Annotated in this window: 17 protein-coding genes; 10 read left to right on the top strand and 7 right to left on the bottom strand. The window is 54.6% G+C overall.

Annotation, left to right across the window (positions count from 1 at the left end; genetic code table 11):
* A complete protein-coding gene (gene coaD, locus LRM19_RS13460; protein ID WP_111964298.1) occupies nt 1-480 on the top strand; it encodes a pantetheine-phosphate adenylyltransferase in 480 nt (159 codons plus the stop codon).
* Nucleotides 481-482: 2 nt separating this feature from the next.
* On the opposite strand, the gene mutM is transcribed toward coaD, so the two are convergent.
* The 4 genes from mutM to radC form a co-directional block, all read right to left on the bottom strand.
* Nucleotides 483-1,292, bottom strand: a complete 810-nt coding sequence (mutM, locus tag LRM19_RS13455; RefSeq protein WP_111964297.1) for a bifunctional DNA-formamidopyrimidine glycosylase/DNA-(apurinic or apyrimidinic site) lyase — start codon at nt 1,290-1,292, stop codon at nt 483-485.
* A gap of 72 nt (nt 1,293-1,364) precedes the next feature.
* Nucleotides 1,365-1,532, bottom strand: coding sequence for a 50S ribosomal protein L33 (gene rpmG / locus LRM19_RS13450; protein WP_003024094.1), 168 nt, complete (start codon nt 1,530-1,532; stop codon nt 1,365-1,367).
* Between the two features lie 22 nt (nt 1,533-1,554).
* Nucleotides 1,555-1,791 carry a 50S ribosomal protein L28 gene (rpmB, locus tag LRM19_RS13445; RefSeq protein ID WP_002436699.1) on the bottom strand — a complete coding sequence of 79 codons (237 nt, stop codon included), beginning with the start codon at nt 1,789-1,791 and terminating at the stop codon, nt 1,555-1,557.
* Between the two features lie 218 nt (nt 1,792-2,009).
* Nucleotides 2,010-2,678: a RadC family protein gene (gene radC, locus LRM19_RS13440; protein WP_248175463.1), complete on the bottom strand. Its 669-nt coding sequence runs from the start codon at nt 2,676-2,678 to the stop codon at nt 2,010-2,012.
* 172 nt (nt 2,679-2,850) lie between these two features.
* On the opposite strand from radC, the gene coaBC reads away from it, so the two are divergent.
* The 3 genes from coaBC (at nt 2,851) to slmA (ending at nt 5,215) form a co-directional block, all read left to right on the top strand.
* A complete protein-coding gene (gene coaBC / locus LRM19_RS13435) occupies nt 2,851-4,062 on the top strand; it encodes a bifunctional phosphopantothenoylcysteine decarboxylase/phosphopantothenate--cysteine ligase CoaBC (protein WP_271369173.1) in 1,212 nt (403 codons plus the stop codon).
* Entirely contained in the window at nt 4,040-4,498 is a 459-nt protein-coding gene (gene dut / locus LRM19_RS13430; RefSeq protein WP_008502691.1) for a dUTP diphosphatase, read from the top strand. Before coaBC ends, dut begins: the two co-directional genes overlap by 23 nt.
* Before the next feature lie 120 nt (nt 4,499-4,618).
* On the top strand, nt 4,619-5,215 hold the full coding sequence (gene slmA / locus LRM19_RS13425) for a nucleoid occlusion factor SlmA (RefSeq protein ID WP_008502690.1): 597 nt from the start codon (nt 4,619-4,621) through the stop codon (nt 5,213-5,215).
* Nucleotides 5,216-5,255: 40 nt separating this feature from the next.
* On the opposite strand, the gene pyrE is transcribed toward slmA, so the two are convergent.
* Both pyrE and rph read right to left on the bottom strand, forming a co-directional pair.
* Complete coding sequence (gene pyrE, locus LRM19_RS13420) at nt 5,256-5,897, bottom strand: orotate phosphoribosyltransferase (RefSeq protein ID WP_111964296.1); 642 nt, start codon at nt 5,895-5,897, stop codon at nt 5,256-5,258.
* Between the two features lie 67 nt (nt 5,898-5,964).
* On the bottom strand, nt 5,965-6,681 hold the full coding sequence (gene rph, locus LRM19_RS13415) for a ribonuclease PH (protein ID WP_271369134.1): 717 nt from the start codon (nt 6,679-6,681) through the stop codon (nt 5,965-5,967).
* A 125-nt stretch (nt 6,682-6,806) separates the two neighbouring features.
* Here rph and LRM19_RS13410 point away from each other — a divergent pair, with 125 nt between their 5' ends.
* Both LRM19_RS13410 and LRM19_RS13405 read left to right on the top strand, forming a co-directional pair.
* Nucleotides 6,807-7,670, top strand: a complete 864-nt coding sequence (locus tag LRM19_RS13410; protein ID WP_090420358.1) for a YicC/YloC family endoribonuclease — start codon at nt 6,807-6,809, stop codon at nt 7,668-7,670.
* Nucleotides 7,671-7,875: 205 nt separating this feature from the next.
* Nucleotides 7,876-8,493: a trimeric intracellular cation channel family protein gene (locus LRM19_RS13405; protein WP_271369132.1), complete on the top strand. Its 618-nt coding sequence runs from the start codon at nt 7,876-7,878 to the stop codon at nt 8,491-8,493.
* Nucleotides 8,494-8,495: 2 nt separating this feature from the next.
* On the opposite strand, the gene ligB is transcribed toward LRM19_RS13405, so the two are convergent.
* Nucleotides 8,496-10,166, bottom strand: a complete 1,671-nt coding sequence (ligB, locus tag LRM19_RS13400) for an NAD-dependent DNA ligase LigB (protein ID WP_271369131.1) — start codon at nt 10,164-10,166, stop codon at nt 8,496-8,498.
* A gap of 251 nt (nt 10,167-10,417) precedes the next feature.
* On the opposite strand from ligB, the gene gmk reads away from it, so the two are divergent.
* Genes gmk through trmH form a run of 4 tightly spaced genes read left to right on the top strand, consistent with a single transcriptional unit; the run spans nt 10,418 to nt 14,199 of the window.
* Nucleotides 10,418-11,041 carry a guanylate kinase gene (gene gmk / locus LRM19_RS13395; protein WP_010426438.1) on the top strand — a complete coding sequence of 208 codons (624 nt, stop codon included), beginning with the start codon at nt 10,418-10,420 and terminating at the stop codon, nt 11,039-11,041.
* Nucleotides 11,042-11,095: 54 nt separating this feature from the next.
* Nucleotides 11,096-11,371 (top strand): DNA-directed RNA polymerase subunit omega, encoded by a 276-nt coding sequence (gene rpoZ, locus LRM19_RS13390; protein WP_000135058.1) that lies wholly within the window; start codon nt 11,096-11,098, stop codon nt 11,369-11,371.
* 19 nt (nt 11,372-11,390) lie between these two features.
* On the top strand, nt 11,391-13,505 hold the full coding sequence (spoT, locus tag LRM19_RS13385; RefSeq protein ID WP_111964293.1) for a bifunctional GTP diphosphokinase/guanosine-3',5'-bis pyrophosphate 3'-pyrophosphohydrolase: 2,115 nt from the start codon (nt 11,391-11,393) through the stop codon (nt 13,503-13,505).
* 4 nt (nt 13,506-13,509) lie between these two features.
* Entirely contained in the window at nt 13,510-14,199 is a 690-nt protein-coding gene (gene trmH, locus LRM19_RS13380) for a tRNA (guanosine(18)-2'-O)-methyltransferase TrmH (protein WP_047059694.1), read from the top strand.
* Nucleotides 14,200-14,201: the final 2 nt, after the last annotated feature.

Raw genomic sequence — 14,201 nt, 5'->3', positions numbered from 1 at the left:
ATGAGCACAAAAGCGATTTATCCGGGTACCTTCGATCCGATCACCAACGGTCATCTTGATATCATCACCCGTGCGGCGAGCATGTTCGATAAGGTGATCCTGGCCATTGCCGCCAGCCCCAGCAAAAAGCCGATGTTTGATCTCAACGAGCGCGTGCAGCTCGCCACCGATGCCATTTCGCACCTACCGAATGTTGAGGTGGTCGGGTTTAGCGATCTGATGGCTAACTTCGCCCGCGCTCAGCAGGCCAATATTCTGATCCGAGGTTTACGCGCGGTAGCAGACTTCGAGTATGAGATGCAGCTGGCGCACATGAACCGCCACCTGATGCCGGAGCTGGAAAGCGTGTTCCTGATGCCCTCCAAAGAGTGGTCGTTTATCTCGTCCACGCTGGTAAAAGAGGTGGCGCGCCATCATGGGGACGTTACCCATTTCCTGCCGGTTAACGTCCACCAGGCGTTGATGGAAAAGCTCAAGTAGCGCTATTTCTGGCACTGACGGCAGTAGAACGTGGCGCGCTGGGCGTGCTTCGTGGCAATCACTGGCGTGCCGCAGACTCTGCACGGTTCGCCTTTACGGCCATACACCTGCAGCTCCTGGGCAAAATAGCCCGGCTTGCCGTCACTTTGCAGGAAGTCCTTCAGCGTTGTTCCCCCCTGTTCAATCGAGCGCAGCAATACGGCTTTAATCACGCGGACCAGCAGCTCACACTCCTCCGCCGACAGCGAAGAGGCTAGCCGATCGGGATGGATCCCGGCGGCAAACAGCGATTCGCTGGCATAGATATTCCCCACGCCGACCACCAGCTTGTTATCCATCAGCCACGGCTTAATCGGGCTTTTCTTTTTCGCGCACTTCGCTTTCAGGTATTCCGCGTTAAACGCGTCTGAGAGCGGCTCAGGGCCCAGATGCGCGAGCACGTTATGCCCTTCCAGCTCTTTCGTCCACAGCCACGCGCCAAAGCGCCGTGGGTCGGTATAACGGAGCACTTTGCCGTTGCTCATCACCAGATCGACGTGGTCGTGCTTTTCCGCAGGCAGTTCTTCGGTAAGAATGCGCAGGCTTCCGGACATCCCCAGGTGGATAATGATCCAGCCGTCGGGCAGCTCCAGCAGCAGGTATTTCGCGCGACGCTGTACGCTCAGGACGGGTTTGTCACTTAACGCGTGGATCTCATCGGACACCGGCCAGCGCAGACGTCCATTGCGGATCACCGCGTGAAGAATCGTCGCGCCGACCAGATGGGGCTCAATACCGCGGCGGCTGGTTTCTACCTCAGGTAATTCAGGCATGGTTCCTCCGTTGAGATACAGAATGCAAAAAACCCCGCAGTTGCGGGGTTTTTCGTTACAAGGAGACTAAAATTATTTGATTTTAGCTTCTTTGTACAGTACGTGCTGGCGTACAACTGGATCGAATTTTTTCAATTCCAGTTTTTCCGGCTTAGTACGTTTGTTCTTCGTGGTGGTGTAGAAGTGACCTGTACCAGCAGAAGAAACCAGCTTGATTTTCTCGCGAATACCTTTAGCCATGATTTATTTCCTCTTTAAGTACTTAGTACTTTTCGCCACGGGCACGCAGTTCGGACAGAACTGTATCGATGCCTTTCTTATCGATTACACGCATACCTTTAGCAGATACGCGCAGGGTGACAAAACGCTTCTCGCTCTCAACCCAGAAACGGTGAGAGTGCAGGTTCGGCAGGAAACGGCGTTTAGTCGCGTTCAGTGCGTGGGAACGGTTGTTACCGGTCACCGGACGCTTGCCAGTAACTTGGCAGACTCGGGACATGTCTATTCTCCAAAAATCAAATTAGCTCGAGCTTCGTATGGGGTATCGGCGCCTCGTCAGGCTTTACAGCCCGGTCATCGCATAGTTCTAAGTGAACTCTCGATTGCCAGGCCCAAATGCCAAACCCGAGATTCTCAAAGGTGGCGTAGTATACGCTGACTCGGCGGTGTGCTCAAGTCCCGAACAGACAAAGATCCCGATGGATCGCGAGAAATAGCCTAAATCCAGCCACGTTCTGCGAAAGAAATGTACTCACCGCGGCCAATTATCAGATGGTCCAGCACACGAATGTCCATGAATTGACAGCATTTGATAATGCGCTCGGTGATTTCTTTGTCAGCTCTGCTCGGTTCTGCACAGCCAGAGGGGTGATTATGCGCGAGGATCACGCCCGCTGCATTCACTTTTATCGCTTCCCGCACAATTTCACGCGGATGCACCTCAACGTGGCTCAATGTGCCCGCAAAGAGACAGCTATGTTTAAGCACTCGATTTCTGTTATCGACAAAGATCACCATAAAGATCTCGCGTTCAATATCGGTTAACTGACTTTGCAGGAATTCACGCGTCATTTCTGGCGTCAGGATCGGATCTTCCTTCTCCATGCGGACATTATAAAAACGGCGGGCAAGTTCAGCTATGCCCCTCAGCTGGGCATATTTCGCCACGCCAATTCCCTCAACGTGCTTAAACTGCGCCAGATCGGCGGTCAATAAACCGTACAGCGAACCGAAATGTGCTATCAGCTCTTTTGCCAGCGTAAATACCGTTTTTCCGGGCGTTCCGGTACGTAAAAAGAGCGCCAATAGTTCATCGTCTTTTAACAGGGTGACACCATAGCGCAGCAGTTTTTCGCGCGGCAGCAGCTCCTCATCCTTTTCTTCCATGCCCTTTCTCCCCTTTTTAACCTCATGCTGCCACAGGCCAATCCGTCCCTCGACGACCACATTGCGTTCTTGCGTGGCGCCTCGCAAAGTGGCCGAAGGACAAAATCACCCCGCTTTGGGGATTGTGATAAAATGCCTGCTCTCTGGTGAAACCCAACAGGAAAGAATCATGATGAGCCTGGCCGGTAAAAAAATCGTTCTTGGCGTGAGCGGCGGCATTGCTGCTTATAAAGCGCCGGACCTCGTGCGTCGCCTGCGCGAGCGAGGGGCTGACGTGCGGGTCGCGATAACCGAAGGCGGTAAAGCCTTTATCACTCCCCTGAGCCTGCAGGCCGTTTCAGGATACCCGGTTTCTGACAGCCTGCTCGATCCGGCCGCCGAAGCCGCGATGGGCCATATTGAACTGGGTAAATGGGCAGACCTGGTTATCCTCGCCCCCGCCACGGCCGATTTAATCGCTCGGGTGGCGGCCGGTATGGCAAACGACCTGGTTTCCACCATTTGTCTGGCCACGCCTGCGCCTGTTGCCGTCGTTCCTGCTATGAACCAGCAGATGTACCGTAATGCGGCCACCCAGCACAATCTTGAGACGCTGGCCTCACGCAGACTGCTTATCTGGGGACCGGACAGCGGCAGCCAGGCCTGCGGCGACGTTGGCCCGGGTCGCATGCTTGATCCGCTGACGATTGTTGATATGGCCGCCGCCCATTTTTCGCCTGTCAACGATCTGCAACATCTCAACATCATGATTACCGCGGGCCCTACGCGCGAGCCGCTGGACCCGGTGCGCTATATCACCAATCACAGCTCCGGTAAGATGGGTTTTGCCATTGCCGCCGCAGCGGCGAAGCGCGGCGCGAACGTCACGCTGGTGAGCGGCCCGGTATCGCTGCCTACCCCTGCGTTTGTGAAGCGAATTGACGTTACCACCGCGCTGGAGATGGAAGCCGCCGTGCAGGCACATGCTCAAAGCCAGCAGATTTTTATCGGCTGTGCAGCCGTTGCAGACTATCGTGCCGAGACGATCGCCGAGGCTAAAATTAAAAAGCAAGGCGATGAATTAACAATAAAAATGGTGAAAAACCCGGACATCGTTGCCGGTGTCGCCGCACTAAAAAGCCATCGTCCATACGTTGTTGGGTTTGCCGCAGAAACGAATAATGTGGAAGAATATGCCCGGCAAAAACGTACCCGCAAAAACCTCGATTTGATTTGCGCGAACGACGTATCGCTGGCCACACAGGGATTTAACAGCGACAGCAACGCACTGCACCTTTTCTGGCAGGATGGAGATAAAGTCTTACCGCTTGAGCGCAAGGAACTCCTGGGCCAACAATTACTGGACGAGATCGTTACCCGTTATGATGAAAAAAATCGACGTTAAGATTCTGGACCCGCGTGTTGGCGAGCAATTCCCGCTGCCAACCTATGCCACCTCCGGCTCTGCCGGTCTTGACCTGCGCGCCTGTCTCGATGACGCCGTAGAACTGGCTCCGGGTGCCACTACCCTGGTTCCAACTGGCCTGGCGATTCACATTGCTGACCCGTCTCTGGCAGCGGTGATCCTGCCGCGTTCTGGTCTGGGCCATAAGCACGGCGTTGTGCTGGGTAACCTGGTGGGTCTGATTGACTCCGACTATCAGGGTCAACTGATGGTCTCCGTCTGGAACCGTGGTCAGGACAGCTTCACCATTGAACCAGGCGAGCGTATCGCACAGATGGTCTTTGTACCGGTGGTACAGGCAGAATTTAACCTGGTGGCAGACTTTGACGCCACCGACCGTGGCGAAGGCGGCTTCGGCCATTCCGGGCGCAAATAACGGCCCGAAAGACACGTATCTCACAGCGTCATAATGCAATAACAAACCGCAAACGCCAGTTTGCGGTCGCTGTGTGGATGCCAGCCTGGCAAGTGCTTATTTTCAGGGGTATTTTGTAACATGGCAGAAAAACAAACCGCGAAAAGGAATCGTCGCGAAGAAATACTTCAATCTCTGGCTCTGATGCTTGAATCCAGCGATGGCAGTCAACGCATCACCACCGCTAAACTGGCCGCCTCTGTGGGCGTGTCTGAGGCGGCGCTGTACCGTCATTTTCCGAGCAAAACCCGGATGTTCGACAGCCTGATCGAATTCATTGAAGACAGCCTGATCACGCGCATCAACCTGATTCTGAAAGATGAAAAAGACACGACCGCGCGTCTGCGTCTGATTGTGCTGTTAATCCTGGGCTTCGGTGAACGCAATCCGGGCTTAACCCGTATCCTCACCGGCCACGCGCTGATGTTTGAACAGGACAGACTGCAGGGCCGCATTAACCAGCTTTTCGAGCGAATTGAAGCGCAGCTGCGCCAGGTACTGCGCGAAAAGAAAATGCGTGAGGGCGAGGGTTACAGCATTGATGAAACGCTGCTGGCGAGCCAGATTCTGGCGTTTTGTGAAGGAATGCTCTCCCGCTTTGTGCGTAGCGAATTCAAATACCGTCCAACGGACGATTTTGATGCCCGCTGGCCGTTAGTGGCTGCTCAGCTGCAGTAATCCGTAAGCCCGGTAAGCGTCGCGCCACCGGGCAATTTTACTACACCCCGAACTCTTCCCGGTACGCACGTACCGCCGCCAGATGGTCCGCCATCTCAGGCTTCTCTTCCAGATACGCAATCAGCTCTTTTAGGGTGATAATCGACGTCACTTTACAGCTGTAATCGCGCTCAACTTCCTGAATAGCGGAAATTTCACCGCGACCACGCTCCTGACGATCCAGAGAAATCAGCACGCCAGCAAGCGTCGCACCGTTGGCCTGGATAATCTCCATCGATTCGCGGATCGCCGTACCCGCGGTGATCACGTCATCGACCAGCATGACGCGGCCCTGCAGTGTGCTGCCGACCAGATTTCCGCCTTCACCGTGGGTTTTAGCCTCTTTGCGGTTAAAGCAGTACGGCACGTCGCGGTCATGGTGTTCCGCCAGCGCCACCGCGGTGGTGGTCGCAATCGGAATGCCTTTATAGGCTGGGCCAAAAAGCAGGTCAAAATCAATCCCGGAATCCACCAGCGCTTCGGCATAGAAACGGCCTAACAGTGCCAGATCGCGCCCGGTATTAAACAGCCCGGCGTTGAAGAAATAGGGACTCTTACGCCCGGATTTCAGCGTAAACTCGCCAAACTTAAGTACCTGCTTGTTAAGCGCAAACTCAATAAACTGGCGCTGATACGATTTCATGGATTTGCTCCTTTGGTTTTTCTGTCTTACAGGCAAAAAAAAGGCGACTCATTGGTCGCCTTTAAAATCAATTTTCTAACGCCGCTTTCTGCGTCGTTACAATGGATTCGATTCCCCCTCGGGCCAACGCCAGCAGGGAGAGAAGCTCGTCGTGGGTGAACGGCTCGCCTTCCGCCGTGCCCTGTACTTCAATGATGCGACCGTCTTCGGTCATCACCACGTTCATGTCGGTCTCGGCGGCAGAATCTTCAATGTATTCCAGATCGCAAAGCGCTTCACCGTTAACGATACCCACGGACACCGCCGCAACCATACCTTTCATTGGGTTGGTTTTCAGCTTACCGGCCGCAACCAGCTTGTTAAGGGCATCCGCCAGCGCCACGCATGCGCCAGTAATGGACGCCGTACGCGTACCGCCGTCTGCCTGAATAACGTCGCAGTCCAGCGTAATGGTGAATTCGCCGAGGATTTTCAGATCAACGGCTGCACGCAGCGCACGCGCGATCAGACGCTGAATTTCCATGGTACGACCGCCCTGCTTGCCCTTTGCCGCTTCGCGGGCGTTTCGGGTATGGGTCGCACGCGGCAGCATGCCGTACTCTGCGGTGATCCAGCCCTGGCCCTGACCTTTCAGGAAACGCGGAACGCCTTCTTCAATGGACGCGGTGCACAGAACCTTCGTGTCACCAAACTCAACCAGCACGGAGCCTTCAGCGTGTTTTGTATAGTTACGGGTCAGGGTGACGGGACGCACCTGATTGGCGCTACGACCTGATGGACGCATGATGGATTCTCCGGCTTGAAACGAATGTGGCTGCGCATTATACGGATAAAGGACGCTTATTCCTATCCTGAGAAGCCCCCGAAAGCTATAATCCCCCCATCTCTCCTTTAAAAACGGGAATGTCTATGATCCGCAGTATGACCGCCTACGCCCGGCGTGAAATCAAGGGTAGCTGGGGTAGCGCCACATGGGAAATGCGCTCGGTAAACCAGCGTTACCTGGAAACGTATTTCCGTATGCCGGAGCAGTTCCGCAGCCTTGAGCCTGTCGTACGTGAACGTATCCGTACGCGTCTGACGCGCGGGAAAGTGGAATGTAACCTGCGCTTTGAGCCTGATGCCAGCGCTCAGGGCGAACTGATCCTCAACGAAAAACTGGCGAAACAGCTCGTGAATGCGGCGAACTGGGTCAAAATGCAGAGCGATGAAGGCGAAATCAACCCGGTTGATATTCTGCGCTGGCCTGGCGTCATGGCCGCCGGTGAACAGGACCTGGATGCCATTGCCGCTGAAATCCTGGCAGCCCTCGACGGCACGCTGGACGACTTTATCGTTGCCCGTGAAACCGAAGGCCAGGCGCTGAAAGCGATGATTGAGCAGCGCCTTGAAGGCGTGAGCACCGAAGTAGCCAAAGTCCGCGCCCATATGCCAGAAGTGCTGCAATGGCAGCGCGAGCGTCTTGTCGCCAAACTGGAAGAAGCGGAAGTTCAGCTGGAAAACACCCGTCTGGAACAAGAGCTGGTGCTGATGGCGCAGCGTATCGATGTCGCTGAAGAGCTGGACCGTCTGGAAGCGCACGTTAAAGAAACCTACAACATTCTGAAGAAGAAAGAAGCTGTGGGCCGCCGTCTGGACTTTATGATGCAGGAGTTCAACCGCGAGTCGAACACCCTGGCGTCTAAGTCAATCAATGCAGAAGTGACGAATTCAGCGATTGAGCTGAAAGTGCTGATTGAGCAGATGCGCGAGCAGATCCAGAATATCGAGTAATGCATTTCGGGTGGTGTCGATGGTGCCACCCATTACTATTTCTAATCCATCTCAGCGCCTATTTTTGTTTTTTACCGCTGCTCATCAAGCCCATTCAACCTATCCTGATAAAAATTTATAGGGCAAACCAGCTCGCCTTAGAAAATCTCAATCGTGATCTTGCGCACAAATCGCTAACCTCCCACGCGTTCACACCGGAGGGTATATGCTGCTTCACATCCTTTATCTCATTGGCATCACCGCAGAAGCCATGACCGGCGCACTTGCCGCCGGACGTCGCCGTATGGACACCTTCGGCGTAATCATTATTGCTACAGCGACCGCACTGGGCGGCGGTTCCGTGCGCGATATTCTGCTTGGCCATTACCCGCTCGGCTGGGTTAAACACCCAGAGTACGTGATTATCGTGGCAACGGCCGCCGTGTTAACCACCATCGTGGCGCCCGTTATGCCCCATCTTCGCCGCCTGTTCCTGGTGCTTGATGCGCTGGGGCTGATCGTTTTTTCGATCATCGGTGCGCAAATCGCGCTCGATATGGGGGAAGGCCCGGTAATCGCCACCATTGCTGCCGTGGTCACGGGCGTATTCGGCGGCGTGCTGCGAGATATGTTCTGCAAACGCATCCCCCTGGTCTTTCAAAAAGAGCTGTATGCTGGCATTTCCTTTGCGGCAGCGGTGCTTTATATCGCTCTGCAGCATTATATTTCTAACCATGACGTGGTGGTCATCTCGACGCTGCTGTTTGGCTTTACGGCCCGCATGCTGGCGCTGCGTCTGAAGCTCGGGCTGCCCGTTTTTCATTACAAACACAGCGCACACTAGCTTCAGAACCCATTGATGTGCTGTTCAGCGAGCCATTTCGCCAGCACATCAATTTGAGGCGCGTGCAGCCAGTTAATGATTTGTCGCGCTTTCTCCTCTCCCGTTCCCGGCAGGGTCTGCCAATCCTTTGCGTTGCGCCCGCTCATCTTCTGCCACGATATGTCTCCCATTGCCTTCAGCGAAGACTGCGACATTGGCACACCCAATGCCATGAGCCAGCGGATAAAAGGCTTCTCGCGCACCAGATTAAATCGGTGCCAGAGCACCAACCCGCGCGCAGAGGAAAACCCCGGTACAGCCTGCAGCTGCGCCTGCGTTAATAACAGCCACGAAAAGAGATGTTCAAAATGATGCGCCTGCCAGAGGGTTCGCCAGCCTGACTCGCCTAATCCATCAATATCAAGTACCTGCTTTGAACTAAGCCAGGTCAGCCGGGCAAAGAACTGTTCCATACACTCCGGTGAAGCATAGAAACAGCTAAGAGCATGATAACGTGGGGCCGGAGGCTCTGGTTTATGTCTGTCCGTTCCACGCCAGAGCACCTTATCAAACCGGGGGATACCTTGCCCGGCCAGGCTGATCTGGATCTGATCCCCCGGGGCAATATCCAGCCCCTGCCAGCGCTCAACCGAGCCCAGACTCACCCGCTGCACCTGTTTATCATCCAGTTGCACGGGTTCCAGCGCTGCTACAACGGAAATTTTGCCCGTTCGTCCCACGGAAAAATGAATATCACTCACCTCGGCGACCTGGGCTGCAGGAGGATATTTCCACGCGACGACCCAGCTGCCTTCTCCCGGTAACCAATCTTCGCCCGCGGGTTCATTCTCCGAACGCACCACAATGCCATCCGTGGCAAAGGGTAATGCGGTTACGTGCCAGGCCGCGCGCTGTTTCTCGACGGCATCAACAGAATCGGCGGGTAACGTATACCGTGCCGACAGCGTAAAACCAGCCTGAGACAGTTCAGCTAGAGATGTATGCATCTCTTTCGGTCCGTCCGGCCAGGCCCAGATGAATACGCCGAGCTTATTCGATAGCGCGTTATCCTTTTGCCGCATCATCGCACCCGCAACTTTTGCGCGAGCATTCATCCCGCCCATCTGCCGCTGAACGTGATTGTCGCTTAACCAGAAAAGCTCGCCCTGTAAGACGCTATTTGCCAACTTGCCGGTGAGCTTTTGCGGAACAGACGGGATTAAACGTACCTTATCGGTCCAGTCTTCCCCTTTCAGGCCATCACCTCGACTGATGGCCTGGGTCAACTTTCCGTCACGATAGACCAGCGTTACCGCCACACCGTCAACTTTGGGCTGCATCCACAGATGTTGCCGAGCGAGCATCCACTGTCTCAGAGTCTCTTTGCTGGCCACTTTATGTACGCCCGTATGGGCGACAGGATGTTTTACGCTCCCCGTCAGATTAGGGAGTTTCTCTTCTGAAGGCTCGCTGCCGAAACAGTGCTGCCACTGCGTTAACCGCCCGTGAAGCTGGTCGTAAACTTCGTCGTTGACCTCGCTCACCCCCTCCTTCCAGTAAGCGTTATCCCAGCGTTTGATTTGCGCGCTTAACGACGCCATCTCTTTCTCTGCTTTTGCCTGCGACCACACTGGGCAAACCGCCGCGCCATAGCCACACCACAACAACATTACCCCGCTTATCCATCGCCACATCGCTACCCCTCCTTTGCATTGCAGGAGGTATACCCTGATGCCTGAAACAAGGCTAACGGCAACGTTTCACAATGCGAGACGCTATCCGGTGTTTCTTTTGGTTGCTGAAAACCCCAGATAAAACCTGAAAACGGCACGCAAAATTCAATAATCCGAGGGAAAAAGTGTGACAAAGACTACGTCACACGGCGGTGACGTGTATAATAAGCCCGTATGTAGGACTTCTTCGTTAACACATACAAAAGACTCTCATGGCTCAAGGCACGCTTTATATTGTTTCTGCCCCTAGCGGCGCGGGTAAATCCAGCCTTATTCAGGCACTGTTAAAAACCCAACCGTTGTACGACACACAGGTTTCTGTTTCTCATACCACGCGAGCGCCGCGTCCGGGTGAAGTGCACGGTGAACACTATTTCTTTGTGGATCACGACGAATTCAGAGCGATGATCGGCAGAGACGCGTTTCTTGAACACGCTGAAGTATTTGGTAATTACTACGGTACCTCGCGTGAAACCATTGAGCAGGTTCTGGCCACGGGCGTGAATGTGTTCCTGGATATCGACTGGCAGGGCGCGCAGCAAATTCGCAAGAAAATGCCTGACTCCCGCAGTATCTTTATTTTACCGCCATCGAAAGATGAGCTGGATCGCCGCCTGCGTGGGCGCGGCCAGGACAGCGAAGAAGTGATCGCAAAGCGTATGGAACAGGCTGTTGCAGAAATGAGCCATTACGCGGAATATGATTACCTAATTGTGAATGATGATTTTGATGCCGCGCTGAGCGATCTCAAAACCATTCTTCGTGCAGAACGTCTGCGTATGAGCCGCCAGAAGCAGCGACATGACGCATTAATCACCAAACTGTTGGCAGACTGAACCCACTTTCAGTATTATGCCCAGTCATTTCTTCACCTGTGGAGCATTTTAAGTATGGCACGCGTAACTGTTCAGGACGCTGTAGAGAAAATTGGTAACCGTTTTGACCTGGTGCTGGTCGCCGCGCGTCGCGCTCGTCAGATGCAGGTAGGCGGTAAAGATCCGCTGGTACCGGAAGAAAACGATAAAACCACCGTTATTGCACTTCGCGAAATCGAAGAAGGTCTGATCAACAACCAGATCCTCGACGTGCGTGAGCGCCAGGAGCAGCAAGAGCAGGAAGCCGCAGAACTGCAGGCCGTAACCGCTATTGCTGAAGGTCGTCGTTAATTAAACCTGCGGGTCGCCCTTGTATCTGTTTGAAAGCCTGAATCAACTGATTCAAACCTACCTGCCTGAAGACCAGATTAAGCGTCTTCAGCAGGCGTATCTCGTTGCACGTGACGCTCACGAGGGCCAGACACGTTCAAGCGGTGAACCCTATATCACGCACCCGGTAGCGGTGGCCTGTATTCTGGCCGAGATGAAACTCGACTACGAAACGCTCATGGCCGCTCTGCTGCACGACGTGATCGAAGATACCCCTGCCACTTATCAGGACATGGAACAGCTGTTTGGCAAAAGCGTTGCCGAACTGGTGGAAGGGGTCTCTAAGCTTGATAAGCTGAATTTCCGCGATAAGAAAGAGGCGCAAGCCGAAAACTTCCGCAAGATGATTATGGCGATGGTGCAGGATATCCGCGTCATTCTCATCAAACTCGCTGACCGTACCCACAACATGCGCACGCTGGGCTCACTTCGTCCGGATAAACGTCGCCGCATTGCCCGTGAAACCCTCGAAATTTACAGCCCGCTGGCGCACCGTTTAGGTATTCACCACATTAAAACCGAGCTGGAAGAGCTGGGTTTTGAAGCATTGTACCCGAACCGTTATCGCGTCATTAAAGAGGTGGTGAAAGCCGCACGCGGTAACCGTAAAGAGATGATTCAAAAAATCCTCTCTGAAATCGAAGGGCGCTTGCAGGAAGCGGGAATTCCGTGCCGCGTTAGCGGTCGCGAGAAACACCTGTACTCCATCTACTGCAAAATGGTGCTCAAAGAGCAACGTTTTCACTCGATCATGGATATCTACGCCTTCCGCGTGATCGTCCATGACTCGGACACCTGTTATCGCGTGCTGGGGCAGATGCACAGCCTCTACAAGCCGCGTCCGGGGCGCATGAAAGATTATATCGCCATTCCAAAAGCGAACGGCTATCAATCTTTGCACACCTCGATGATCGGGCCGCACGGCGTGCCTGTTGAGGTGCAAATTCGCACCGAAGACATGGACCAGATGGCAGAGATGGGTGTAGCCGCACACTGGGCCTATAAAGAGCACGGCGGCGAAAGCAGTACGACCGCACAAATCCGCGCCCAGCGCTGGATGCAGAGCCTGCTGGAACTTCAGCAGAGTGCGGGCAGCTCGTTTGAATTTATCGAGAGCGTTAAATCCGATCTCTTCCCGGATGAGATTTACGTTTTCACCCCAGAAGGTCGCATTGTCGAACTGCCTGCGGGCGCAACGCCGGTCGATTTCGCTTACGCCGTGCATACCGATATTGGGCATGCCTGCGTCGGCGCGCGCGTCGACAGGCAGCCTTATCCGCTGTCTCAGCCGCTCTCCAGCGGCCAGACGGTAGAAATTATTACCGCGCCGGGCGCACGTCCGAACGCGGCCTGGTTGAACTTTGTCGTAAGCTCCAAAGCACGCGCCAAAATTCGCCAGCTGCTGAAAAACCTCAAGCGTGATGATTCCGTCAGTCTGGGACGTCGGCTGCTCAACCACGCGTTGGGCGGTAGCCGTAAGCTGGCTGAGATCCCACCGGAGCATATCCAGCGCGAACTCGACCGAATGAAGCTCACGTCTCTGGACGATCTGCTGGCGGAAATTGGTCTGGGCAACGCGATGAGCGTCGTAGTAGCGAAAAACTTGCAGCAGGGCGAAGCGACACCTTCTGCTCCAGGCGCATCTGGCCATGCTCATTTGCCGATTAAAGGCGCGGACGGGGTACTGATCACCTTCGCAAAATGTTGCCGCCCAATTCCTGGCGACCCGATTATTGCGCACGTCAGCCCGGGCAAAGGGCTGGTTATCCACCATGAATCCTGTCGTAACATTCGCGGCTACCAGAAAGAAGCCGAGAAGTTTATGGCGGTCGAGTGGGATAAAGAGACCGCGCAGGAATTTATCACCGAAATTAAGGTGGATATGTTCAACCACCAGGGTGCCCTGGCGAACCTGACGGCAGCGATCAACACGGCCTCTTCCAACATTCAGAGTCTGAATACGGAAGAAAAAGATGGCCGCGTTTATAGTGCCTTTATTCGTCTGACCGCCCGCGACCGCGTACATCTGGCGAATATTATGCGCAAGATCCGCGTCATGCCGGACGTAATTAAAGTCACCCGAAACCGAAACTAGGTTTATGAATTCACAACGTTATGCACGTATCTGCGAAATGCTCGCCAGACGTCAGCCTGACCTGACGGTCTGCATGGAGCAGGTGCATAAACCTCATAACGTCTCTGCCATCGTCCGTACCGCAGATGCTGTCGGTGTGCATGAAGTGCACGCCGTCTGGCCGGACGGCCGTATGCGAAATACGGTCTCAGCGGCGGCAGGCAGCAACAGCTGGGTGTCCGTCAAAAATCATCACACCATTGGCGAAGCCGTATCGCACCTGAAAGGGCGCGGGATGCAGATCCTTGCCACTAACCTGTCCGCTAAAGCCGTAGATTTCCGCGAGATCGACTACACCCGCCCGACCTGCATTTTAATGGGTCAGGAGAAAACCGGGATCTCCCAGGAAGCGCTGGATCTGGCGGATCGGGACATCATCATTCCGATGATCGGCATGGTCCAGTCTCTCAACGTCTCCGTGGCGTCCGCGCTCATTCTTTATGAAGCGCAGCGCCAGCGTCAGAACGCGGGGATGTACGAGCGCAGCAACAGCATGCTGCCGGAAGATGAACAGCAGCGCCTGCTGTTTGAAGGTGGTTATCCGGTGCTGGCTCGCGTTGCGAAGCAGAAAAAATTGCCTTACCCCCACGTCAACGCGCAGGGCGAAATTGAAGCCGATGCCGAGTGGTGGGCCACCATGCAGTACGCCGGGTAAGC

Source organism: Enterobacter sp. PI-10, assembly GCF_027947695.1.
GTDB lineage: Bacteria > Pseudomonadota > Gammaproteobacteria > Enterobacterales > Enterobacteriaceae > Enterobacter > Enterobacter vonholyi.
The sequence above is the reverse complement of the archived record's forward strand: the minus strand, read 5'-3'. Positions and strand labels throughout refer to the sequence as shown.